This is a genomic window from Saccharothrix carnea, assembly GCF_003014735.1.
Classification (GTDB): Bacteria; Actinomycetota; Actinomycetes; order Mycobacteriales; family Pseudonocardiaceae; genus Actinosynnema; species Actinosynnema carneum.
Genome location: NZ_PYAX01000011.1, coordinates 53,092 through 76,444 on the forward strand (window position 1 = coordinate 53,092; position 23,353 = coordinate 76,444).

The 23,353-nt window shown below is 71.1% G+C and carries 17 protein-coding genes and 1 pseudogene; 7 read left to right on the forward strand and 11 right to left on the reverse strand.

Annotation, left to right across the window (positions count from 1 at the left end; translation table 11 throughout):
• Positions 1-14 precede the first annotated feature (14 nt).
• The 3 genes from B0I31_RS29065 to B0I31_RS29075 are packed head-to-tail and all read right to left on the reverse strand — an operon-like array spanning position 15 to position 6,728.
• Positions 15-521, reverse strand: coding sequence for a flavin reductase family protein (locus B0I31_RS29065; protein WP_106618585.1), 507 nt, complete (start codon positions 519-521; stop codon positions 15-17).
• Positions 518-976: an acyl-CoA thioesterase gene (locus B0I31_RS29070; protein ID WP_106618586.1), complete on the reverse strand. Its 459-nt coding sequence runs from the start codon at positions 974-976 to the stop codon at positions 518-520. Before B0I31_RS29070 ends, B0I31_RS29065 begins: the two co-directional genes overlap by 4 nt.
• A gap of 1 nt (position 977) precedes the next feature.
• Positions 978-6,728: a type I polyketide synthase gene (locus tag B0I31_RS29075; protein ID WP_106618587.1), complete on the reverse strand. Its 5,751-nt coding sequence runs from the start codon at positions 6,726-6,728 to the stop codon at positions 978-980.
• Between the two features lie 436 nt (positions 6,729-7,164).
• On the opposite strand from B0I31_RS29075, the gene B0I31_RS29080 reads away from it, so the two are divergent.
• From B0I31_RS29080 to B0I31_RS29090, 3 genes are all read left to right on the forward strand, one after another.
• The gene (locus tag B0I31_RS29080) at positions 7,165-8,148 is read left to right on the forward strand and encodes a hypothetical protein (RefSeq protein WP_245950526.1); all 984 of its coding nucleotides are present in this window, start codon (positions 7,165-7,167) and stop codon (positions 8,146-8,148) included.
• Positions 8,149-8,174: 26 nt separating this feature from the next.
• Complete coding sequence (locus B0I31_RS29085; RefSeq protein ID WP_106618588.1) at positions 8,175-9,239, forward strand: cobalamin-independent methionine synthase II family protein; 1,065 nt, start codon at positions 8,175-8,177, stop codon at positions 9,237-9,239.
• Positions 9,240-9,435: 196 nt separating this feature from the next.
• Complete coding sequence (locus B0I31_RS29090; protein ID WP_106618589.1) at positions 9,436-10,518, forward strand: carboxymuconolactone decarboxylase family protein; 1,083 nt, start codon at positions 9,436-9,438, stop codon at positions 10,516-10,518.
• Between the two features lie 86 nt (positions 10,519-10,604).
• On the opposite strand, the gene B0I31_RS29095 is transcribed toward B0I31_RS29090, so the two are convergent.
• Complete coding sequence (locus tag B0I31_RS29095; protein WP_245950527.1) at positions 10,605-11,336, reverse strand: helix-turn-helix transcriptional regulator; 732 nt, start codon at positions 11,334-11,336, stop codon at positions 10,605-10,607.
• Between the two features lie 355 nt (positions 11,337-11,691).
• Positions 11,692-12,474 (reverse strand): helix-turn-helix domain-containing protein, encoded by a 783-nt coding sequence (locus B0I31_RS41285; protein ID WP_219910846.1) that lies wholly within the window; start codon positions 12,472-12,474, stop codon positions 11,692-11,694.
• 1,507 nt (positions 12,475-13,981) lie between these two features.
• On the opposite strand from B0I31_RS41285, the gene B0I31_RS29105 reads away from it, so the two are divergent.
• Positions 13,982-14,674 carry a TetR/AcrR family transcriptional regulator gene (locus B0I31_RS29105; RefSeq protein ID WP_106618709.1) on the forward strand — a complete coding sequence of 231 codons (693 nt, stop codon included), beginning with the start codon at positions 13,982-13,984 and terminating at the stop codon, positions 14,672-14,674.
• Here the strand turns inward: B0I31_RS29105 and B0I31_RS29110 are convergent.
• Both B0I31_RS29110 and B0I31_RS29115 read right to left on the reverse strand, forming a co-directional pair.
• The gene (locus tag B0I31_RS29110) at positions 14,661-15,353 is read right to left on the reverse strand and encodes a maleylpyruvate isomerase family mycothiol-dependent enzyme (RefSeq protein WP_106618591.1); all 693 of its coding nucleotides are present in this window, start codon (positions 15,351-15,353) and stop codon (positions 14,661-14,663) included. The two genes, B0I31_RS29105 and B0I31_RS29110, sit on opposite strands and share 14 nt — an antisense overlap.
• Before the next feature lie 341 nt (positions 15,354-15,694).
• Positions 15,695-16,423, reverse strand: coding sequence for a helix-turn-helix transcriptional regulator (locus tag B0I31_RS29115; RefSeq protein WP_219910847.1), 729 nt, complete (start codon positions 16,421-16,423; stop codon positions 15,695-15,697).
• A 1,300-nt stretch (positions 16,424-17,723) separates the two neighbouring features.
• On the opposite strand from B0I31_RS29115, the gene B0I31_RS29120 reads away from it, so the two are divergent.
• On the forward strand, positions 17,724-18,287 hold the full coding sequence (locus tag B0I31_RS29120; protein WP_106618593.1) for a hypothetical protein: 564 nt from the start codon (positions 17,724-17,726) through the stop codon (positions 18,285-18,287).
• 4 nt (positions 18,288-18,291) lie between these two features.
• Positions 18,292-19,512 carry a DUF6239 family natural product biosynthesis protein gene (locus tag B0I31_RS29125; protein WP_106618594.1) on the forward strand — a complete coding sequence of 407 codons (1,221 nt, stop codon included), beginning with the start codon at positions 18,292-18,294 and terminating at the stop codon, positions 19,510-19,512.
• Positions 19,513-19,515: 3 nt separating this feature from the next.
• Here B0I31_RS29125 and B0I31_RS29130 read toward each other — a convergent pair.
• Both B0I31_RS29130 and B0I31_RS29135 read right to left on the reverse strand, forming a co-directional pair.
• Positions 19,516-19,794: pseudogene (locus B0I31_RS29130) on the reverse strand (DNA glycosylase AlkZ-like family protein); the annotation flags it as partial.
• 150 nt (positions 19,795-19,944) lie between these two features.
• Positions 19,945-20,364 carry an Hsp20 family protein gene (locus B0I31_RS29135; protein ID WP_106618595.1) on the reverse strand — a complete coding sequence of 140 codons (420 nt, stop codon included), beginning with the start codon at positions 20,362-20,364 and terminating at the stop codon, positions 19,945-19,947.
• Positions 20,365-20,656: 292 nt separating this feature from the next.
• Between B0I31_RS29135 and B0I31_RS29140 the strand changes: the two genes are divergently transcribed.
• Positions 20,657-20,995: a VOC family protein gene (locus B0I31_RS29140; protein WP_181320508.1), complete on the forward strand. Its 339-nt coding sequence runs from the start codon at positions 20,657-20,659 to the stop codon at positions 20,993-20,995.
• 353 nt (positions 20,996-21,348) lie between these two features.
• Here B0I31_RS29140 and B0I31_RS29145 read toward each other — a convergent pair whose 3' ends face one another.
• Both B0I31_RS29145 and B0I31_RS29150 read right to left on the reverse strand, forming a co-directional pair.
• The gene (locus B0I31_RS29145; protein WP_106618597.1) at positions 21,349-21,765 is read right to left on the reverse strand and encodes an RbsD/FucU family protein; all 417 of its coding nucleotides are present in this window, start codon (positions 21,763-21,765) and stop codon (positions 21,349-21,351) included.
• 5 nt (positions 21,766-21,770) lie between these two features.
• Positions 21,771-23,231 (reverse strand): family 43 glycosylhydrolase, encoded by a 1,461-nt coding sequence (locus B0I31_RS29150; protein ID WP_106618710.1) that lies wholly within the window; start codon positions 23,229-23,231, stop codon positions 21,771-21,773.
• Positions 23,232-23,353 lie beyond the last annotated feature (122 nt).

The following is a 23,353-nucleotide window of genomic DNA, read 5'->3' on the forward strand; positions in this document are numbered from 1 at the left end:
TGCGGACTTCGACGTCAGACCCGGTGGAACGCGCTGCCGTAGAACAACAGCGCCCCCGAACCACCGCCGCGGCTGCAGCTGAGGACCTGGCCGACGAAGATGGTGTGGTCGCCACCGTCGTAGAACTGCACCAGCTCGCACTCCAGCCAGGCCAGCGACCCGGTCAGCAGCGGCGCGCCGCTGTGCGGTCCCTCCATCCAGTCGACCGCGTCGAACTGCTCCGGCCCGAGCGGGCGGCGCTTGTCGGCGAAGTACTTGGCGGTGTCCCGCTGGTCGGCGCCCATGATCGACACGCCGAACCGCTTGGTGTTGCCGATCGCCTCGTGCATCACCGCCGAGCGGGAGATGCAGCACAGTACCAGCGGCGGGTCCAGCGAGACCGACGTGAACGCGTTCGCCGTCATGCCGTGCGCGTGCTCGCCACCGACCGTCAACACCGTGACCCCGGTCGCGAACAGGGACATGGCGTCCCGCAGCGAGGTCTCCTCCATCGTGGGTGCCGCCTCGTACATGTCCGTCATCCCCCCAGCCCGGCGCGGGCCAGCACCGGGGTCTCGGCGTAGGGCGCGAGCGCCTTGCGCAGGTCGTCGGGCACCCGCGAGGGCACCGTGTTGGTGTTCGGGCCGCGCATGCACGCGATCCGCTGCCTGCCCTTGGCGACCAGGAGTTCCTGGCCGTCGGTGACCTTGACGTAGTCGAACGAGAACTGGATCTGCGTCTGGGTCAGCTCCTCCAGCCGCATCCGCACCGACAGCTCGTCGAAGAGCGTGATCTCGGAGAAGAACTCGCACTCCACCTTGAGGGTGAACAGCTTGAGGTCGTCCTGGAGGTCCCGGAGCACGCTCGGCGCGTTCTCCTTGAGGAACATCTCCCGGCACCGGCCCTGCCACCGCAGGTAGTTCACGTAGTACACGTTGCCGACGAGGTTGGTCTCCTCGAAGCCGACCGTGTGGCGGATCTCGTAGTAGTTCGACACGTCAGTCCTCCTTGCCCACGAGCACCGCGAACACCACCGGCTCGGACCGGTCGACGATCGTGGTGACCCAGGTGGCGACCTTGGCGTCGCCGGTCGACAGCACGGCCCAGCCGTCCGGGTGGACCCGGTCGACCGTCAGCGCCTGCGTGGTGGAACCGGTCTTGCGCAGGCACTCCAGAGCACTCCAGACCCGCGTGCCCGAGATGGCGGCCGTCTCGCCGGCCTCGGTGGTGAGCAGGTCGCGCACGGCGATCAGGTCGTCGCCGAGCAGGGCGGTCCAGTCCTCTTCGGCCCGGGCCACGGCTTCCTCGACGTCCACGCCGATCGTGCCGCCGGCCGCGGCCACGGCGAACGTGACGCCCGCGCTGTGCGACGCGGACACCTCGGCGCCGTCGACCTCGGGCTTGCCATCGGGCCGGTAGCGCACCTCGACGGGCCGGTCCAGCGCCCGGCCGAGCGCGAGCGCGGTCTGCGCACGGCGTTCCGGGGTCGCGTCGGTCGGGTCGGGCTCCACGACGACCGCGCGGCTGCCGCCCAGGACCCGCTCCAGCGAGCGCTCCAGGTACGAGCCGAGCATGGTCGGCGTCCACGGTCCCGCGCCGTCGCGCTTGCGCACGGCCCGCAGCACCAGCCCTTCCCACCGCTCGACGAGCCTGCCATCGGGGTCGCGCACGTCGATGTCGTAGGTGTAGCTGTCGCCGTCCTGCGACCGCTCGCGGGCGTCCAGCACCACGTACTGGGCCAGCTGGTCGACCGGCGCGGCCAGGTAGAGCCGCTCCACGCTCTGCGGCAGCAGCGTGGCGTCGGGGACGCAGCACTGGATGGCGTGCATCATCACGTCCCGCGTGCCCGGATCGGCCAGCATCCGGTCCTGCGGCAGGAACGGGGCGAACCAGGAGGCGACGGACGTGGTGGCGACCTCGGCCACCGCGTGCCGCGCGCTCGCCCGCCGGTAGCCCTGCAGCCGCTGGAACCGCTTGCCCTGGAACAGGACGCTGCCGTACAGCTCGGTGACCGGGTCGACCGGCACGAGCGGCAGCACGGGCGCGCCGTCGACCACGTCACCGGGGATCTCCGGCCGCGGGAACCGCAGCCTGGCCCGGAAGTGGTCGGCGGAGAACCCGGTGTCCTCGGCCCGGATGGCGACGTCCACCGTCTCGGCGTCACGGGCGAGCGCGGCGATCCGCACCGTCAGCGAGCCGCCCGGCCGCACGACCACCGGCCGCAGGAACTCGACGCCCTCCAGCATCGGCGGCGCGTCGTGCCCGGTCAGGGCACTGGCCACCTGGGTCATCGCCTCCATGCCGATCACGGCCGGGAACAGCAGGTCGCCTTCGAGGAGGTGGTCGCCCAGGTACGGGTCGCTGCCGTCGGACAGGTCGGCCTCGGTGACCAGCTCCACCGCCGGGTAGTGGACCAGGACGCGGTCCACGAACCGGGCCAGCGGCAGCTCGGTGCTCGCCATCTCCAACGTCGGCAGGCCCGCGGCACGGCCGGAGACCACCAGCACGGGGCCCACGGTCGGGTCGGCCAGCACCTCGCGGAGCACCGCGATGCCCGCGTCGGTGGAGATCGGCGTGATGCCGTCGCGCATCAGCGCCTCGACCACGCCCAGCCGCTCGCCCATGCCCGCGCCGGACCAGACCGACCACTCCAGGGCGAGCACCCGTGCCTGCGGGTGCTTCACGCCGAAGTCGACGGTCAGCTCGGACATCCAGTCGTTGGCGGTGGAGTAGTGCGCCTCACCGCGCAGGCCCGCCCGGCCGATGATGCTGCCGAACGTGACCAGGAGCTTGATGCGCTCCGGGTCCACGGCGTCGAGCACCGCGTTCAGGCCGGTGATCTTCGGCGCCAGCGTGGCGTGGAAGTCCTGCTCGGACAGCCCGGTCAGCGCCTTGGGCTCGTTGCGGCCCGCGCCGTGCAGCACGGCGGTCACCTCGCCCAGCTCGGCGCGGAACTTCGCCACCGCGACGGCGATCTGCTCGGCGGAGGTCACGTCGGCCCGCTCGTAGCGGTGCTTGATGCCGGCCGCGGTCATCCGGGCGAGGTTGGCCGCCAGCTCGGGGTCGGCGGCGGGGTCGGCCCGGCCGATCAGCGCCAGGGACGCGCCCGAGTCGGTCGCCATCGCGATGGCGCACTCGGCCGTGATGCCCTTGCCGCCGCCGGTGACCAGCAGCACGTCACCGGAGTCCAGCGGAGTCCCTTCCGCCTGGCCGGACACCGCCCGCAGCACCGGCACGGTCCGCACGCCATCGGCGTCGTACCGCACCTGCGAGAAGCCGGTCGTGGCCGCGACCTCGGCCGCCACCCGGCGCACCGCGTCGGTGTCGTCCGCCAGGTCCACCAGCGTCACCGGGATGTGCGGCGCCTCCAGGTGCAGCGTGCGGGCCAGGCCCGACGCGCCCAGCTTGTGCTGCACGACCGCGAGCCTGCGACCGGACGCCAGCACGTCGCGCGCCGCCTCCAGGAACAGACCGACGTGCGCGTCACCGCCCTCCGGCGGCAGCAGCAGGAGCACGCCGTCACCGGGCAGGCCGGCCTTCAGCGGCTCGGCCAGCGGGTGGCCTTCGGGTGCGTGAACGGTCCACTCGCCCACCGGTCCCGGCTTGGCCGCCACCAGCTCGCGCTCGACGTGCTCGACCAGGAACGGCCGCACCCACGGCGCCACACCCGGCACCTCGCCGTTGTCGCGTTCGTCGGCGTGCGCGGTGTCGGCCAGGTTGTCGATCAGCTCGGCCAGCTCGCCCATCCGCACGGTGGCGAAGTTGGTCGTGCCCTCCAGGGCCGGGCGGCCCAGGCTGCGGGTGACCTCGTTGACCAGCTGGCCGACCGTGATCGAGCTCAGGTGCAGGTCGTCCAGCGGGTGGGTGTCCGCGGTGATGGCCTCCAGCGGCAGCTCGACCCGCTGAGCGGCCAGCCGGCGCAGCAGTTCCAGCGTCGACTCGCCATCGGAGCCCGCGGCGGGCTGCGACGCCGTCTTGGCGGGCGCCGTGGCGCTCTCGGCGGTGAGCAGGCCCGCGTCGAGGGCCGGAGCCGTCTCGCACGGGCTGGCCAGGAACGTCATCGAGCCGTCCAGCGGCAGGTCGCGCGCGACCCGGTCGCTGAACAGGGCTTCCGCGCGGACCGGCGCGCCCAGCACGTGCGCGGCGGCGACGACGGTCAGCAGCGACGTGAGCGACCCGCTGTCGGTGTCCACCGAGAGCGCCGCCTTGTCGGGCGCGATCTCCTCCAGCAGGCCGGTGAGCACGCGGCCGGGACCGACCTCGACGACCAGGTCGGCGATGGCGGCGGCCTTGGCCACGGCCTCGTGGAACCGGACCGGGAGGGTGATCTGGTCGCGCAACAGCGCGCGCAGGTCGGTGCCCGCGCCGAGCACGTCACCGGTGACGGTGGAGTGCACCGGGCGGATCAGCCTGCCGAAGTCGAAGTCGACCAGCCGCTCCTCCATCGCGTCGGCCGCCGGGGACACCAGCGGCGAGTGGAACGCGTGGGAGACGTTGATGCGGGTGGCCTGCACGCCCTCGGTCCGCGCCACCGCGACCACCCGGTCCACGGCCTCGGCCGGGCCGGACAGCACGGTCTGCTTCGGGCCGTTGTAGCCCGCGATCACGACGTCCTCGCCGGCCGCCAGCTCCAGCGCCCGCTCGGGCGTCGCGCCCAGGCCCGCCATCGCGCCGCCGCCCTGGCTCGCGCTCGCCATGACGCGCCCGCGCTCGGCGGCCAGCGACAGCACCCGGTTGGCGTTGAGCGCGCCGCCCCAGTGCACGGCGGTCAGCTCGCCGAGGCTGTGCCCGACCGCGGTGTGCGCCTCGATGCCCAGCTCCCGCAGCACCTTCAGCGCGGCCAGCGACCCGGCGACGATGCGCGGCTGCGCGACCTCCGTGGCGACCTGGTCACCGTCGACCGGCAGGTTCGCCTCGCCGAAGACCTCCTCCGCGACGGGGAAGCGGCGGCGGATGGCGCCGACCGCGCCCCGGCCGGAACCCTGGCCCGGGAACAGGAACGCCAGCCGCGGCGCGTCGGCCCGGTCGTCCAGGAACACGCCGTCCGCCGGGTCGAACAGGGTGCCGCCCTCGCTCACCGCGACCATCAGCTTCGCGACCTTGCGCCCGGCTTCCTCGGGTGTGCGGGCCACGACCGCGCCGCGCAGCGACTCGCCGGTGAGCCGTGCGGCCAGGGCCGAGGCCAGGTCGCCCAGCTCCGCGAACGCGAGCTTCGGCAGCAGCGCGGCCACCTCGGCCACGCGGTCCTTCAGCGCCGTGCGGTCCGGCGCGTCGAACAGCAGCACCTCGACGTCCTGGCGACCGGCGACCAGCGCCTTCGTGCGGGCGTCGAGGCGCTCGCGGCGGGTCGCGTCGGGCGCGGCCTCCAGCGCGATGTGGGTGTTGATGCCGCCGAAGCCCATGGCCGACACGCCGGCGCGCACCGGGTGGTCCTCCGGCCACAGCTCGGCCTCGGACGGCACGTACATGACGGCGTTGTCGGCGGCCAGCTTCGGGTGCGGGTCGAAGTGCCCGGTGCCCGGCGGGATGACCTGGTGGTGCACGGCGAGCGCCGCCTTGATCAGCCCGGCGACGCCCGCCGCGGCCTTGGTGTGCCCGAAGTTGCCCTTGACGGTGCTCAGCGCGGCGGGCCTGGCCTGCGGGTCGGCGGCGCGGCGGGCCGAGGACAGCGCCTCGATCTCGGTCTCGTCGCCCAGTGCCGTGCCGGTGCCGTGGCCCTCGAAGTAGGACACGGTCTCCAGGCCGTAGCCGGCGCGGCCGTAGGCGCGGTGCAGGGCCAGGCGGTGGCCGTCGGCCTCGGGGCGGGTGATGCCGCCCTTGCCGTCCGACGAGACGCCCCAGCCCGCGATCGTGGCGTAGATGCGCATGTCCTTGGCCAACGCGTCCTCTTCGCGCATCAGCACCAGGGAACCCGCGCCCTCGCCCGGCCAGAAACCGTTGGAGTTCTTGTCGTAGACCTTCATCACGTCCTTGGCCAGCGCGCCGGTCTTGGCGAAGCCGATGACCTCGAACGGGTCGATGGACAGGTCGACGCCGCCCGCGATGGCCACGTCCATGTCGCCCTCGACGAGCGACTTGGCGGCCGTGGCGACCGACAGCAGCGACGACGAGCACGCGCCGTCGACGGTGTAGCCGCCGCCGCGCAGGTCGAAGTAGTTGCAGATGCGGCCCGCGATGGTGTTGGCCAGACCGCCTGCCAGGGTGTCCTCGTCGATCTCCGGGAACGGGGCCTTGTAGTCCACCTCGAGCTCGCGCAGGAAGCCCGCGACCTCCTCCTCGGGCCAGCCCTTGGCCGTCAGCGCCGCGGCGACCGTGCGCCGCACGTAGGGCCAGCGCAGCCGCATCACGTTCGCGCGGGAGAACTCACCGGTGAGGCTGTTGCCCAGCACCACGCCGGTGCTCTGCTTGGGCAGGCCCTCGGCGTCCGGGAATCCCGCGTCGGCCAGCGCCTGGGAGGTCACGTCGAGTGCCAACCAGTGCGTCATGTCCGTGGAGCGGAACGTGCTGCCGGCCACGCGGTAGCGAACCCGGTCGAACTCGAAGTCGCGCAGCACCGCCGCCATCTTGGCGTAGAAGCGGTCCGGCGCTTCGGGGTTGGGGTCGTAGTAGTCCGCCTGGTTCATCCGCTCGTCGGGCAGCCTGCGGAAGGCCCGACGACCGGCCAGGACGTTCTCCCACAGTTCCCCGGTGGAACCGGCATCGGGGTAGCGCAGGCCGATGCCGACGATTGCGATCCGCTCACTGCTCATGCTTTCACCGTCTTTGAGGACATCGGGGGCTGGATGGTCCGAAAAAGCGGCCGCACCACAAAAATACAAAGGCGCGACACTGGGAAAAATGTGTGCAACGTAAATACTGCACGACCACCCGACGACGTTGCTTCTCCGATTTTGCCCTGCTGACCTGCGCTTTTTCCATAACAGCGTGATTCGAATTCCCGGGCCACGGCGGGGCACGTCGTGCCACCGCCCGGACCGCCGCGCTCCACCCTTCGCCGACCGCCGACCTGCGGACTCCGCCCGACCACACACCCGATCGCCGGCGACAAGGGCCGATCGGCCCAGCATGTGCGCACACCGGAAGAAGGAATCTATCCATAACACTGGGATGCTTTGCGGGCCACCACCACGGTCACCGGCAGCGGCTCCCCGTCGGCCGGCCCGCATCGCTCCGGAGAGGGATCACATGGCGCGCACCGGAACCAACCAGCTCCACCAGGTGGAGTCACCCACAGCGGTCGTGGGCACGTCGTCGTTCGTCAACGGCCACTTCCCGCGCAGGCGGGGGCTCATCGTCCTGCTCAGCTCGATCGCGGGCTTCCTGCTGACCGTGGTGTGGTCGGCGCACTTCGTCGACTCGGTCATCGGCGACAACGTGGCCAACACCCTGCTGGGCCACGACGCCAAGGAGACGCCGATCCAGGGCATCGCGGCGGGCATCGCGTTCGCGTTCGTCAGCGGCATCGCGGGCACGTTCACCGCGTGCAACATCGCCGCGTTCGGCGCCGTCGCGCCCATGCTGGGCGCCACCGGGTCGCGCTGGGCGAGGTTGGTCGCCGCGCTGAAGCCGATCGGGTGGTTGTCGGTCGGCATGATCCCGGTGTCCGCGCTCTACGGCGTGCTGGTCGGCATCATCGGCACGCGGATGCCGCAGTTCTCCACCGCGGCGAACACGCCGGGCACGCTGAGCAGCCGCAGCATCCAGTCGTTGATCGTGTTCGGCATCATCGGGCTGGTCATGGTCTACCTGGGGCTCGCCGCGCTCGGCCTGGTGCGCGACCCGTTCCGCAAGATCGCCCAGCGCTTCCCCAACGCGCCGATGGTGTTCATGGGCGTGTTGATCGGCGGGTTCCTGATCGGTCGCCCGTTCGGGTTATTCCGGCAGATGTTCCGTGACGCGGCGGAGAGCCGCAACCCCCTGTACGGCGCAGCCGCGTTCACCCTTCAGTCGGTCGGCAACATCGTCATCATGGCCCTACTGTTCCTCGCACTGGCGTACTTCACCGGCGGCAGGTTGCAGCGGTGGCTCTCCGCCAAACCGAGCAGGATCGCCACCGTCACGGCCGTCGCGCTGATCGTCGCCGGCGTTTTCACCTTCATGTACTGGGACATCAGGCTGCTGGCCCGGCGGGAGATCATCCCGTGGTACCCGACGGCTCCGTGGGCCTGATCGCGGCGAGAGGAACGACAACGACCATGGGTATCCAGACCGAGCCGATCGGCAGCGTCCCACGTCCCACCGAACTCCTGCGGGGCTTCGAGGACTTCGCGCAGGGCCGCATCGACGAGGCCGCGCTGCGCGTGCTGACCGAGAAGGCGTTGGCGGACACGGTCAGCCGGTTCGAGGCCACCGGTTCGCCGGTGATCACGGACGGCGAGCAGGACAAACCGAGCTTCCTGACCTACCCGGTGGCGGGCATCCCCGATCTCGCGCCGGGCGGGCCGGTGGTGCCGTTCGCGGACGGCCACACGCGTCAGCTGCCCGTGCTGACCAGCGGGCCGTTCCGCTACACCGCGCGTGCCGTGGACCAGCTGCGCGCCGCGCAGCGGCTCACGTCGCAGCCGGTGAAGCAGGCGGTGATCGCGCCCTCGGCGTTGAGCCTGCTCTACCCGGCGGACGGCATCGAGGGCTACCCGCGCGACCAGTTCCTCGCCGACCTCGCCGACGAGGCCGAGGCCGACATCCGCGCCTGCCTGGACGAGGGCGCGGCCGCGGTGCAGCTGGACTTCACCGAAGGCCGGCTGTCGCTCAAGCTCGACCCGTCCGGCGGGCTGCTGCGCGACTTCGTGGCGCTCAACAACGAGGTGCTGGGCCGGTTCTCCGCCGAGGAGCGGGCCAGGATCGGCGTGCACACGTGCCCCGGTGGCGACCAGGACTCCACGCACAGCGCCGACGTCGACTACGCCGACCTGCTGCCGGAGTTGTTCCGGCTCAAGGCCGGCCGGTTCTACGTGCAGTTGGCGAGCGAGTCCGACCCCGGCCGGGTGCTCGGGATCATCGCCGAGCACCTGCCCGCCGACGCACGGGTGTTCGTCGGCGTGACCGATCCGATCGACCCCCGGGTCGAGACGCCCGAGGAGGTGCGCGACCGGGTGCTGGAAGCGGCCCGGTTCATCCCCGTCGACCGGTTGGGCACCTGCGACGACTGCGGGTTCGCCCCGTTCGCCGACGACACCTCCACCTCTCGTGACACGGCGTTCGCCAAGATCGCCGCCCGCGTCGAGGGCACGAAGCTGGCCTCGGAGGCATTGGGCCTCTGAGCCGCGATTCCACGACGTCGGGACCACCGCGACCCGCGGGTGTCCCGGCGTCGTGCCGTGTGTCCACATCGGACTCCTCTCCCGGTGAACGCGAACAGCAACATGCGAGAAGAGGAAATCCGACATGTAACGCTGTAATGCATGACGAGGCCGGTTCACCCCGATCCACGACGCGCCGGCGGAGGAGCCGATTCCGATGCGAGCGAAACTGCTGCGGGCCGGTCTGCGCGGCCTGTCCACCTCACAGGTGCGACAGGTGCGCGCGGTGCGCTACGGCGCGGCCGACCCGGACGTGGCCCGGGTGTACCGGGAACTGGAACGCGACTTCGGCGTGCTCGCGCCGCCGATCGCGCTGCACGCGTCCTCACCCGACGTGCTGGCGGCGAGCTGGCTGGTGCTGCGCGAGACCCTGCTCGTGCCCGGCGCGGTGCCGCGTGAGCGGAAGGAAGCGGTCGCCACCGCCGTGTCGGAGTCCAACAACTGCCCGTTCTGCGTCTCGATGCACTCGTCGATGCTGATCGACCTGGTGGGTTACCGCGACGGCTCGATCCCGGAGCCCGCGGCACGTGCCGCCGCCGAGTGGGCGACCGCGAACGCGACCCCGGACGGAGCGGCCGGGCACCTCGTGCCGTTCGGAGTCGGTGAGGCGCCGGAGATGGTCGGCACGGCGGTGTTGCTCCAGTACCTGAACCGGATGGTGAACATCTTCCTGGGCGAGCTGCCGTTGCCGCCGGGTGCGCCGGCCGCCGCGATGCCCGTCGTGCGCCGGGTGCTGGTGTGGCTGATCAAGTCGGCCGAGCGGCAGGGGCCGCGTCCGGGTGCCTCGCTCGACCTGCTGCCCGACGCACCGCTGCCCGAGGACCTGAAGTGGGCGGAGGGCAACGACGCGATCGCCGGTGCGTACGCGCGTGGCGCGGCGGCCATCGAGGCGGCCGGTCGCCGTTCGGTCGCCGACGAGGTGCGCGCGCTGGTGCTGGAGCACTTGGCCCGGTGGGACGGCAGGCCGGTGGGCGTGAGCCGGGCGTGGGTGGAGGACGCGATCGCCGTGCTGCCCGCGGACCAGCGGCACGCCGGGCGGCTGGCACTGCTCACGGCACTGGCGTCGTACCAGATCGACCAGCCCGTCCTGGACCGCTTCCGCGCGGGGCAACCGGACGACCGGTCGCTGGTCGACCTGACGTCGTGGTCGAGCCTGGCCGCCGCCCGTCGCGTGGGCAGCTGGATGAGGTTCCGCGCGGAAGACGCCCTCCCGCCCGCAGCGCGGTCCACACAGGACTGAAGGGCACCGGCTTCGCCCGCGCACTTCCCCGGCAGCCCCGGTCGACATCGACCGGCGCTGCCCGCGCACGAGGAGCGGAGTACCGGCTAACGAGGTGACGGCACGGCCAGCCGGACGTCGGGCGCGGTCCGCGCGTCCAACTCGGGCAGCGCGAGCAGGATCGGCAGGTCCAGCGGCGACGCCGGCCTGGTCTCGATGTGCGCCTCCGCGGTGCGGCCCGCCCGCACGGAGGACGCCTCGGCGCCGACGAACAACGGCCGCCGCTTCGACGGGTTCGGGTCGAGGTCGTCGACCGCGACCACGGCGGCACGGAGGTAGAACCGACCCTCCGGCACCGTCTCCAGCCGATAGGGTCCTGCGCCCTCACGGATGGCGCACGCGACCGGAACCCCTTGGGCGATCGGGTCCTTGAACGCACCGACGTACACCCGCACGGACGTCCCGGTCTCCGGCACCTCGACCCACCCCGCCACCGAACCGGCCTGGGTGGCGCACGCGGCACCGGGGAACGACGACGGCGCCAGGATGCCGCCGTGGGACAGCGCGCGGTACCGGGCGGGAGGCATGCCGACGCTGCGGGTGAAGCGGCTGGTGAACGTGCCGAGGCTGTTGTAGCCCACCATGTACGAGATCTCGGTGACGCTCAACGACGTCTCCAGCAGCAGCTGCTTGGCCTTGGTGAGCCGGATCGCGGTGAGGAATCGACCTGGCGAGGTGCCGGTCAAGGTCCGGAAGACCCGGGAGAAGTAGAACTTGCTCAATATCGCGGTGTCCGCCATGTCGGCCAGTGAAAGCGGCTCGTGGTAACGGCTCCACATCGTGTCGATCGCACGCTCTACCGCGCTCTGCACAACAGTCCCTCCATTCCACTTGCCGAAGCGGTCACGGCGAGCACCCCCGGCTCCCGTGGCGGCGACCCCCGACGCGTGGTGGCCGGCGGTCGTACCCCGCCTCGACGCCCCCACCGCCGCACCGCCGCCGGGAAATCGGTGAAACCGGACCGGCAGTCCCCAGGACAACGGCTCGACGTCGGGTGGACGAAGTGCCACGGCCGCATCCGGCGTGCCCCTCGGTGAAACAACCGGCGAACGGTCTGGCGACCTCCCGACGCGATCTCCCGTCCACCAGCGGCCGTTCGTCCGAGAATGCGCCGCCGGTGTCGGCCGGTCTACTTCACGCTTGCGGTGCGGCCACCGGCCGGAACAGCGCCTGCCGGCGAACCGCGCCGACCACCACCGGTGCCTGCGCCCGATCGCGGATCCGGACGCCGACCCTCAGGTCCTGTCCCGCGCCGACCGCGATCGCGTGGCCCACTCCCCCGGCGAACCCCGGGTCGGAACACGCCTGCCCGCTCCGCCGCGCGACCACGACACACCGGGTGGCCGTGGCGTCGACGACCAGCTCGGGATCGCGCGGGTCGCCGACGAGCGCGCTCGACACCGGCGTGCCGCGCGGGATCAGGTCGTCGATCAGACCCACGGTGACCTCGCACGGGTCCTCTCGCGCCGGCACCTCCAACGCGCCGACCACCGCGCCGCTGCCGCCGAACCGGGGCATCGGCATAGCGTCGACCCCGAGCGAGCTGGTCTCCAGCGGGTTGTCGAAGTCGGGCAGCGCGACGGCCGCGAGCAGACCGCTGACCTCGGGGTTGCGGTATTGGGTCGGCGAGAGGCCGACCGCACGGGTGAACCTGGTGGTGAACGTTCCGACGCTGCTGTACCCGATGACGGACACGATGTCCGAGACATTCATCCAGGTGGTCAGCAGCAACCGTTTAGCCTCGAATAATCGGATTGCCGCCAGGTACCGGCCCGGCGGCACGCCAACGGCGGCGTGGAACACCCGAGAGAAATGGAAGGGACTGACCAGCGCGACGCCCGCGACATCGCGCAGCGTGAGTGGCTCGTAGTAATTCGTGCGCATCATCACGATGGCACGCTGAACAGCGTCATGCACGGTCGGCACCTTTCGGAGGGAAGTGCGATAGAATGAATCGCGAACACGGCCCCGCCACAGTCGGACAACAGAGGAACCGACTGGTCGAAGCCCAAGTGAAAGCCACAACAGCGTGGCACGAACCTGCACACACGCTTTTCGTGAATACGGCGGTTGTTACTCGCTGCCGATCTCCACCACCCCAGATGGCCTTTGTGCGGAGCCCCACAACTCCGCATCGCGAAGGACGCTAGCAGGACGGCGTGCCGCTGGTAATTACCCGGGAACCGTTACCGCAATTTGTGAGACGGCCATCGGCCGCTGCGGGCAACGCGTACCACCGCGCGGCGTAGCGCTACGGCATCCGATCGTCGAGTTGTCCAGCTACGATCACGCACAGTGACGGGTCCGACCGGCCGCCTGGGCGCCCCGAACGAGGCCGGGCAGCACGATCCGACCGTCCCGGGGGGTCGTTTCCCGGCCTGGTCGAGCACGATCACGGGCGCCGGACAGGGCGGTGTCGCCGACCTCCGACCAGGTAACCGGCGCCGTGTCGCTCACGCGACCCCGTCTGCGCCTCCACCTGTCGGGCCGTGCGAGCCGCACGTCCGTCGCGACCGGACCCGAGCCGACCACTCACCCATGATAGTGAATTGGAATTCAGCGGCCACGACCGGCCCGGCCGATCCCGCGGAATTCCAGCCGACCCGTTCCACCCCGACCACGTCGGGTTCCCGCAGTTCGCCGGGATCGACCACACCCCGCGCACCAGAGCGGCCGATCGGCGCCACGACGCCGACTACCAGGTGCGGCGTGCGACAGCTTCTCGACGAATTCCCCCATTCGCGGCAAGAGGTACCCCGCGAACGCGCCACTTGCCCGACTGATCCACCTGCCATAGCGTTGGCCACGACGCTAGGGATGGTTCCCTTACATCCAGGCGCGCGGTGCAGCCCGGCGACGAGCTCCAGGCACGAAGGGCCGGGAAGGCGGAAAGAGCGCACACACGCGCGCGAGCGGTCGTCGGCGCCTCCGAGCCCCCGGCGTCGATCTTCCGCCCGGCCGGCCGGGCGACCACGTTCCCCGAGCCCACCCCGGATCGGCACCCCAGGCCGACTCCGCGGTGGCGCCCGCGGTGGTGGAAGAGGCGGCGAGCCGAGTCGGTCCCTCCACCACGGGCGAGGCAGTGCAACTCCCCCAGACCACTGCCTCGCCCCATCACGTCCCGCTTCCGCACCGCGCCGCGACCTCCACTCGTGAGACCCGGACGGACATCCTTTTCGGCACCCCGAACGGTCGGACCGGGCCGGGCCCAACGGCGGCGCGTCACCTCTGCGGCGGGTCGACCGCGGAGCAGTCGGTCGCGGACAGGCCCCGCGACCCGGCCGTTCCCAGGGCAGGTTCGAATGTGACCACCGGCCCGACCGGGTAGCCGACACACCCGATCGGAGCGTTCGTGTCACACGATTGCCGACCCTTCGCATAACGTTGTTACGCTACGATAACGGCGTTGTGCAACACTGTCAAGGTGAGTCCACGCAAGCTGGATCCCGAAACGCGCGCCGCACTCGTCGACATCGCGGCGAAGCTCCTGGCCGAGCACGGCGCCGAGGCGCTGTCGACGAGGAAGATCGCCGCCGAGGCGGGCACGTCGACCATGGCGGTCTACACGCACTTCGGCAGCATGAGCGGCCTGGTCCGGGAGATGGTCCACGAAGGCTTCGCGAGGCTGGAGCGCCAGTTCGCCAAGGTGCGCCGGACCGACGACCCGGTGGCGGACATGGCCGTGCTCGGCTACGCCTACCGGCAGAACGCCAAGGCGAACTCGCACCTGTACGCGGTGATGTTCGGCGGCCAGTCGCTGGCCGGGTTCTCGCTCACCGAGGAGGACCGCCAGTACGGCCGGTACACGCTGCTCACCGTCATCGACTGCGCCACCCGCTGCATCGAGGCGGGCCGGTTCCGCCAGGGCGACCCGCGGCCGATCGCGCACGAGATGTGGATCGCGACGCACGGCGTGGTCAACCTCGAACTCGGCGGCTACCTGATCGACCCGGCCAACGCCGACCGCTGCTACGACGGGATGCTCAGCAGCCTGCTCGTCGGTGCCGGTGACGAGCAGCGGGCGGTGACGGCGTCGATGGCGGCGTCGAAGAGGCGCAGGCGGCGCGAGGTCGAGGTCGACCCGGAACCGGCGGAGGCGGTCGCTACCCGGCGCTGAGCACGTCACCCGGCTCGGCGGGCGGGGCGAACGGACCCCACGTGAACGCGGGCAGCCACCGGCCCGGGTCGCCGTTCCAGTCCAGCGCGGTGATCTGCTCGTGGCTGCGGCGCCCGGTGAGCGTGCGGTGGAGGTCGTGCCGGGAGGCGGTGAGGGTCACGGCGGGCTCACCCGGACCGCACACCCAGTCCGCGCCATCGGACACCACGCGGACGGACGGCAGGCCGTGTCGGCGCACCGACTCGCCGAACCCGCCGGTCAGCAGGCCGAGCGCACGCCGGTAGGCCACGTGCTCGGTGGGCACCGGTGCGCCGATCGCGTAACGCAGGTCGATCTCGTGCGTGAACGCGTCCATCACCAGCAGCGAGGGGCCGCGCTCACCGTCGTGGGCGCGCAGGTGCACGTCCACGCCTTCGCCCAGCCGGAGCCACGTGTCGAGCAACCGCTCGGCCGACGCGTCGGCGGCCGGCACCTCCGGCGGTTCTGCGGACGCCCAGCGGAACGCGCTCACCGTGTTGTCGACCAGGTGCGCCACCAGGTCCCGGACCGTCCACTCCGGACAGGCCGGGACCCGAGCGTCGACGGCGGCCCTCGGGTCGGCCAGCAGTGCCTTGACGTTCTCCCGGACGGTGCGGTACGCGATGTCGTCCGTCACCCGCGCCCAGCTCGTTCCCAGCATCGGACCCGTGCTCCTCGTCATCGTCGGAATGCCGCGGGGCCCGACCTCGCGTCCCGGGTTGCCGCCGCGCCCGTGCTCCGCACCAAACCACATGATGCCCGACCCGGCGCCGTGGTCGACCGCACGTGCCGCACTCCGCCATCCGGCCCCGTTCCGCGCGATCCGGGGTCCTCACCCGCGCGATCCGGGCGGTCGACGCGGTGGCAGGCGGGTACGGGGTGCCGAAGAGGTACTGGACCGTTCGCGCGCCCGGTGTGCCGTTCGCGCGCCCGGTGTGCCGTTCGCGCAGGCGGAGGGCCCGTCGTCCGGTCGGGACGGCGGGCCCTCCGAGGTGCCGGCGGTCAGCTCGCGGCGCCGGCGTCCAAGGCGACGGTGCGGATGTAAGGCAGTGCGAGCAGCACCGGCGGATCCAGCGTGCCGATCGGGCGCAGGCTCAGGTCTACCTCCGTGACCCGGGCACCCGCCCGTACCGACACCGGGCCGCACGACGCCACGTTGAGCGCCTGGTCCTGCCCGTACGGCGCCTCCCCGAGCGCCAACTCCCGCCCCAGTGCCACGCAGTGCGCGAGCAGGTGCCAGGTGCCGGCGGGGACGTTGGTGATGACGTACGGCCCCGGCCGGTGGAGCATGGTGCAGCGGACGGGTTTGCCCTGCGGGATCCGTTCCGGGAACAGGCCGAGGAAGATGATTCCCGGCGCACTCCCCGGCGGTGCGTGGATCTCCCCTTGCACGGTGGACGTGTGCGGTTCGGAACTGCGCCGGGTCAGGGGGATCGGCGGAGTCAACCCGCCCAGTCGGCGGTAGGTCGTCGGCGAGACACCGACGTTGCTGCGGAACCTCGAGCTGAACGTGCCCACGCTCGTGTAACCCACCCGATGGCTGATGTCGGTGACAGCCAGGGAGGTGCACACGAGCAGCCGTTTGGCCTCCTGCAGCCGGATCGCGGCCAGGAATCGGCCCGGCGAGACACCGGTGACCCGCTGGAAAGCGCGGGAGAAGTGGAACTTGCTGTACATCGCGGTCCGGGCCATGTCGTCTATCGTGAACTGCTCGCCCAGATTCTGGTGCATGAAGTCGATGACACGGCCCACGGCTCTTTCTATTACGCCCTCCACTACGACCCCCATTCGCAGACGCACTGAATGAACGCGGGAACTCGTCGCCCGGCACGCGGACGACCCGTCGAGCGGCGATGAACTGACCCGGCGCCGCGCCGAAACCCCCGGTGAAACCCCCTCGGTCACTTAGAGTTTCGCAAGCTACCAGGGACGCAACAGCCCGCGCAAGGATCGCAGACGCGGTTAACGAGCACGTCCCGTGAGCGCGCGGTCACCGCCCGAATGGTCCGGTGAACGTTCCTCGCCGCTATTCCTGGTAACGCGGAACAGGAATTCGGTCATTTACACCGGCTATTGATGCGCCTTTCGGGTGACATCGGCACCCGGCGGCCCTCAGGAGTTCGGGACGGCCCTGCCGACCGACCGCCCCTTGTGGACTCGGGCGGTACGGCTGCGAGCTCCCCGAGGGGCCGCGCGGATGGGCCGGTACCAGACCCATCCGCGCGGTAGGCGGTCGCTCAGTCCGGGAAGGACGTGCAGGCCGCCGACGCGTTCCACTCCTGCGGGCTGGGGGTCCCGCAGTAGAGCTGGAACGCGGAATCGACACGGAGCCGTGCCACCGCGGCTGCGCGCGGCGACACTGGCTGGCAGTTCGCGGTCACCGGCACCCCCCGGATCTCGGTCCGCAGACGACGTCGTGACCTCAACCTACCGAGGCTTGGTCCTAAAAAGCAACCACTGAGTTCTCTTTTCATACCTTTGCTGCCTGGACGGCCGATCGTGACGACCGGATGGGGGTACGACGGCGGCCACGGGCCCGCAGCGGTCCACCGGGGCCCTCGACACCACCCCGCCCCACGCCGCCCCTTCCCCGCGCCGGTGACCCGGCCGTGACCTCCCCACCGGCTCGCGCATCGCCGTGACCATTCCTCACGAATGCGAAAAGCCATCCCGCGTGGAATCGCGGCCATTCCTCGTCACCACGATTCAGACGGCTGCCGGCAATCGGTACCGCCCCGGCCTGCGTAGCACACCAGGGGTAACCCGTGCTTCTTCCAGGTTGCTCTGCTGTTTCCGCCCTCACCGAGCGTGACCGCAATCGTGAAGAGGAAAGGAGCATAGGAACGCTATACGTTCGACCGTGCGGGTTCCCGCACGCCCCTGGGGGGCGACCACCGTACCGACGCGCGGACCGGTGAACTTCTCCACTATTGCGCAGTCCGCACGGAGGCGTTCTTGGCGCGCCGCGAACCCGATAAGGTCGCTGGTCACGGGGGAAATTCGAGCCGATCAAGGCCAGCAGGAGGAAACTGTGGTCGACACCCATGCCCACACCCACGCGGTGGGCGGTCCGCTCAACACGAGACGGCACAAGCCCGCCCTTTACGCGTTCACGTTGATCGTCCTGGCACACTGGGCCGAGCACATCACCCAGGCCGTGCAGATCTACGCCCTGGGCTGGCCGGTGCCCCAGGCCAAGGGCGCGCTGGGCCTCTGGTTCCCGTGGCTGGTCTCGTCCGAGGTCATGCACTACGGCTACGCACTGATCATGCTCGTGTTCCTCTTCGCGCTGCGCAAGGGGTTCGTCGGCCGGTCGAAGACGTGGTGGACGGTCGCGCTCGGGCTGCAGTTCTGGCACCACATCGAGCACCTGCTGCTGATCATCCAGGCGTCCGCTTCGACGAACCTGCTCGGCAAGCCCGCGCCGACCAGCATCATCCAGCTGATCATCCCGCGGGTCGAGCTGCACCTGTTCTACAACACCGTGGTGTTCATCCCGATGGTCATCGCGATGGTGCTGCACATGCGGCCGACGCCCGAGGAGCGCTCGGAGATGCACTGCACCTGCGCGGTCCCGGCCGGCGCGTCCGCCTGATCCCGTGCACAACCACGGCGCCGTCGGCCTGCCGCTCGGCTTCACGCTCCTCCGGTTGATCCTGCTCGGCGCGGTGACCGTGGTCGCGGGTTGGGCACTGGTCCGGCCGTTCGTGCCCGCGGCGTCGGGTCTGCTGACCCGGCGGGTGGTCACGGGGTTCGCCGGCATCGGTGGCGTCGTGGTGCTGCTCATCGCGGAGGCGACGTGGATGCCGTCGCTCGCCGCGGTGGCGTTGATCGGCCTGCTGGCCGTGCCACCCGCGCTGCGCGGTGCCCGGCCGGTGCTCGGCAAGCTCGTGGTGGCGGCTGCCGTCCTGGTGACGGCGGCCGCCGGCGCGTGGTTCTCCGGGCCGCCGTCGTCGTTCGCCTACATCACGTTGATGGCGGCGTTCGTCGGCGTGTCCTGGCTCGCGCTGTGCCCGCCGACCGCGATGGTGCGCGTCGTCGGGGCGGCGCTGGGCGTGACCTTGTTGGCGGGCCTCGGCCAGGTGACGATCGCCGGGCAGCTCACCACCCCGGCCACCGGCGACCCGCTGCTGACCCGGGTGGCGCTCGGGCCGAGCCCGGTGGACGTGCTCGTGGTGCCGCACATGCCCGGCTGGAACATCGTGCACACCACCGACACCCCGCTGTCGGTGGGCAACGCGCCGAACGCCCTCGTGCCCGCCCTGCCGCGGGACGGCACCACCGGCCGGTGGGCGTTGGTGTGGCTGCCCGAAGGCCGCGGTGAGCTGTGGCTGGACCGGGCGGGCACGCGGACCACCGTCCCGGTGGACCCCGGCAAGGTGGCGTGGACCGGGCCGGACGTCCGCGGGCCCGAGGGTCCGGACTACGCGTCGGCGGTGTTGGCGGCGAAGCTGACCGGCAAGCGCGGCGACCTGCCGTGGCCCGCGCTGACCGACGCCGACGCCGAGGCGCTGCGCGGACAAGTGGCGGCGATCGGCGGGCCGTTCACCGTCCTGACCGACGACTCGCGGCGCGCGGCCGAGGCGGCGGAGGTCGTGCGGGAGGAAGCCGCCCGGCGCGGTTACGCCGTCACGCCCGGGACGTCGGAAGTCCTGGTCCTGGGCGGAACCCCGCCTTCCGGTGCGCGGCACCACCTGGCGCCGTGGCTGGTACCGCCGGACCTCACCACGCCCGAGGCACGCCGGTACGCGCGGACGCTGTCGGCCGCCTTCCCCGGCGCCGCACCGTCCCGCTCGGGTCTCGCGGCCTGGGCGGGTTGACGCTCACCCTCCCGGCAGCACCCGGACCTCGGCCGCGGGCAGGTCGGCCCACCAGCGGTCGTAACGGCGGTAGACCGTTGGCTCCCGGTCCGCCAGGAAACCCAGCAGCCTGGCACCGCGCAACGTCGGCCGCATCGCCGTGTGCAGGGCCGGGTAGTCGTCGGCGTGCACCACGTGCAGGGTGATCCGCAGCAACGTCGCCTTCACCAGCGAGCGGTCGGCGAACGCCGCGTCGAGGGCGACCGGGTCGAAGTCGGCGATCCTGTTCCACAGCGCCAGGTACGGCGAGGCGGGGTTGCTGTGCCTGGAGGGCTACCACCCGGCGTACCGCGTCGGTGACGTCGAGTGCCTCACGGCGCAGGAGCAGCTGCCGGTGGAGCGTGGCCCGGTTGAGGCCGCGGGCGGTGATGCGCGTGCCCGGGATTCTGCACGTCACCTCGTGGGCACCCGCACGACCACCATGCCGTCCGACAACCACGCGTCGATCCGCTCCACGTCCACCGCCGCCGGGACCGTCGCGCAGTAGTAGTACGTGCGGGGCGAATCGGCCGGGCGCACCGTGATGCCGACCCGGTCCCGCCTGATCGGCGTGCCGTCCGACCGCAGGTCGACGTCACAGACCTCCACCCGCACGTCACGCGGTCGCACGTCCTCGATGAGGGTGGCGAAGAAGTAGGCCTGCTCGGTCACCGCCACGTCGACCAGCAGCGGTCGGTCGTCGGCCGTCGCCAGGTCCCACTCGCGGCCCAGGTTGCGGCCGATCCTGTCCCACCACACGTCCATCTCGGGTACCGGATCCGCCCCGAGGTCCGCACCGGGTTCCCGGCGCCGGACTGTCAGCCGCTCGACCACGACGCCACCTCTCCGTTTGTCGGGCCGTCACGAGGGGAAATACCCGGGTCGGGTGACATTCATGCTCGGTCGATCGGGTGAACCCCTTGCGCCACTCACGGTGCGTACCGACAGCCGTGATTCGGCCGAACGCGCACGGGTACTCCAACCGCGTCCGGTCCCCGAGGGAGTTGTGCCGACCACCCCTCGGTCGCCGGCCGTCCTTTTCGGACGGAGGCGGACCTTGTTCATTGTTGCTCGATCCGGCGCAGGGCCGTTGACCTGCCAATGAGGCGTCGTTAGCGTCGATCTCGTGACTGCTGAACGCATCGCTCCCGTTGTCCCGACAGACGACCTCGCCGGCGCGGTCGAGCGGTGGTCGGCATTGCTCGGCGTCGCCCCGACCTTCGTCGACGGCGACCGCTGGGCCCAATTCGACCTGGCGGGCGGCCGCCTGGCCCTATCCGGCGCCGACCGGGCCCACGACGGCCCCGCCGTACTGGTCAAGGTGCCAAACCTGGACGAGGCCCGCACCCGAGCACAGGCCCTCGGCTTCCAGGTGGGCGACATCAGCACGGGCCCACACGAACGACGCTGCGTCGCCATCGGCCCAGACGGCTACGCCGCGATCCTCCACAGCCCACTCAGCTGACTCCACCACCCGAACCCGAACGTTGAATTCAGGGGTCCCGAACGTTGAATTCAGGGGTCCTGAACGTACGACTCACGCGTTCTGAACGTACGACTCACGCGTTCTGAACGTAGGACACGCGCGTGCGCGACAACGACGAACGCCCGGATCGCGCTGCTGCCGCTGCCCCGTTGGGTGAAGACCTGAACGGCGAGCTGAACACCTCAGCGACCGGGGCGGCGCCATCGTCACCGACCTCGTCGCGGGGTGGCTGTCCACACCGGACTCGGCCCGCTGGCCATGGTCCGCCGACCCGCCAGGGGCCGGTCTCCGACCCGCACGCACGCCGGCACGTGCGGGCCGGAGACCGGGGATCAGGCGACGAAACCGACCGTCAGCAGCAAGTTCGCGTAGAGCCGTCCATCACCGGTGGCCACGCACACCGCCAGTTCCGGCGCCCGGCAAGCCGCGTAGAAGTCCTGCCGCGCCAACGGCTGCAACGGCAGTTCCGGCCCGAGGATCCCTTCGTAGTCGGCCCACACCTCCGGCGTGCTGAGATCGTCCGGCCGCATGGTGTGCACGGCCTCCACCGGGATCGCCGACAACACCGGCGCCAGCACCTCGTCGACCGTGACGAGACCGGGGCGCAGGTTGAGGTGGATCACCTCGGCCCGGTGGTGGACGTTGGTCCGGTGCGCGTAGTTGGAGTCCGCGATCAGGACCTTCGACCCGTGCCCCGCCACAGCGAGGGCGTGCAGCAGCGGCGGGTGGATCAAGGGGTAACGCAGCACTGAAGTCACTCCAGGATGAACGTGGCGTCGGCTCGTGCGACGGAATCGGGCGTGGTGGTCAGGTTGATGTTCGTGCCGTTGTGGCGGATGTACTGGCCGGGGAAGTTCTGCGACTCGAACGACACCCCGGAACCCGAGGCCAGGCCCGCGCGGCGGAAGAACGACGCGTCGGCTCGGAAGACGGCGCTGCCGTCGTTGCGCTCGACCCACATCTCGTGGTTGCGGTGCCGCAGGTAGTAGCCGGGGAAGTTGGTCGACTCCAACGACACCGTGCCCGAGCCGGTCAGCCCCGTGACGATCCGGAACTGCGAGTCGGCCAGCGGGTTGACGTTCGCCTCGACGCGGCCCCGGTACTCCCAGTGCCGGACGAACCGGTCCGGGTAGTTGTACGACTTGAGCCGCACGGGCGTGACGCCGTCCGCCACCGGGATGCCGAAGTTCGGCGTGCCGTCCGCGTTCCAGTAGACCTTCTGCACGCGGGTGCGGCGGTTCGGGTCGCGCAGCGGGTCACCGGAGATGTCGCGGTAGTTGCGGTCGTGGTAGACCAGGATGTCGCTCTGGCCGTCCTCCGAAACCGTGAACGAGTTGTGCCCCGGGCCGTACTGGCCGGTCGCCGCGTTGCTCTCGAACACCGGGTTCTGGTTCTTCGTCCACGACGCCGGGTTGAGCAGGTCCGCCGAAGCCGACGCGGTCAGCAGGCCCAGGCAGTAGTTCGCGTCGGTGGCGCTGGCCGAGTAGGTCATGAACACCCGGCCGTTGCGCTGGATCACCGCGGGTCCTTCGGCGACCTTCACGCCGCCGCGGGTCTCCCAGGCCAGGGTCGGGACGGTCAGCCGGGCGGTCGGGCCGGTGATCGTCCACGGGTTGGCGCCCATCCGGGCCAGGTAGACGTTGGAGTTCGTGGCGATGCCCGGTTCGGCCTGCGCCCACGTCAGGTAGCGCACGCCGTTGACCACGAAGGTCGACATGTCCAGGGAGAAGGTGTCCCACGGGACGTTGACGCGGCCGCGTTCGGTCCAGGTGCCGGTCAGCGGGTTGGCGCTGCTGTTCTCCAGCACGTAGGGCCGGATGCGCCAGACGTCGTCGGTCCGCCCGGCGGCGAAGTAGACGTACCACCTGCCGTTGATGAAGTGGATCTCCGGCGCCCAGATGTGCGCGCCCATCTCACCCGACGAGTGCCTGCGCCAGATCACCGACTCCGGCGCGGTGGCCAGGCCCTGGATCGTGGTCGCGCGGCGCAGCACGATCCGGTCGTACTCCGGCGCGGTCGCGGTGAAGTAGTAGTAGCCGTCCGTGTGCTTGAAGATGTGCGGGTCCGCCCGCTGGTTCGCGATCGGGTTCGTGTACTGCACGGCGGGTGAGGCTTGCGCGGCAGGAGTCACCACCAGGCCCGCGAGCGCGGTCACGGCCACCACCGCGGCCACCGCCAGCCTGCGGGCTCTCCACCGGGGAACGGCACTGTCCATCGGTTCCACTCCATCGTGGCGTCGGGATGCGGCTGTTAACGCTAACAGCGCAGGTCCGCCAGCCTCAAGCCCCACTTACGAGACGATTGCGAACCGCTCCCCCCGAAACCCGCCCCGGCTTG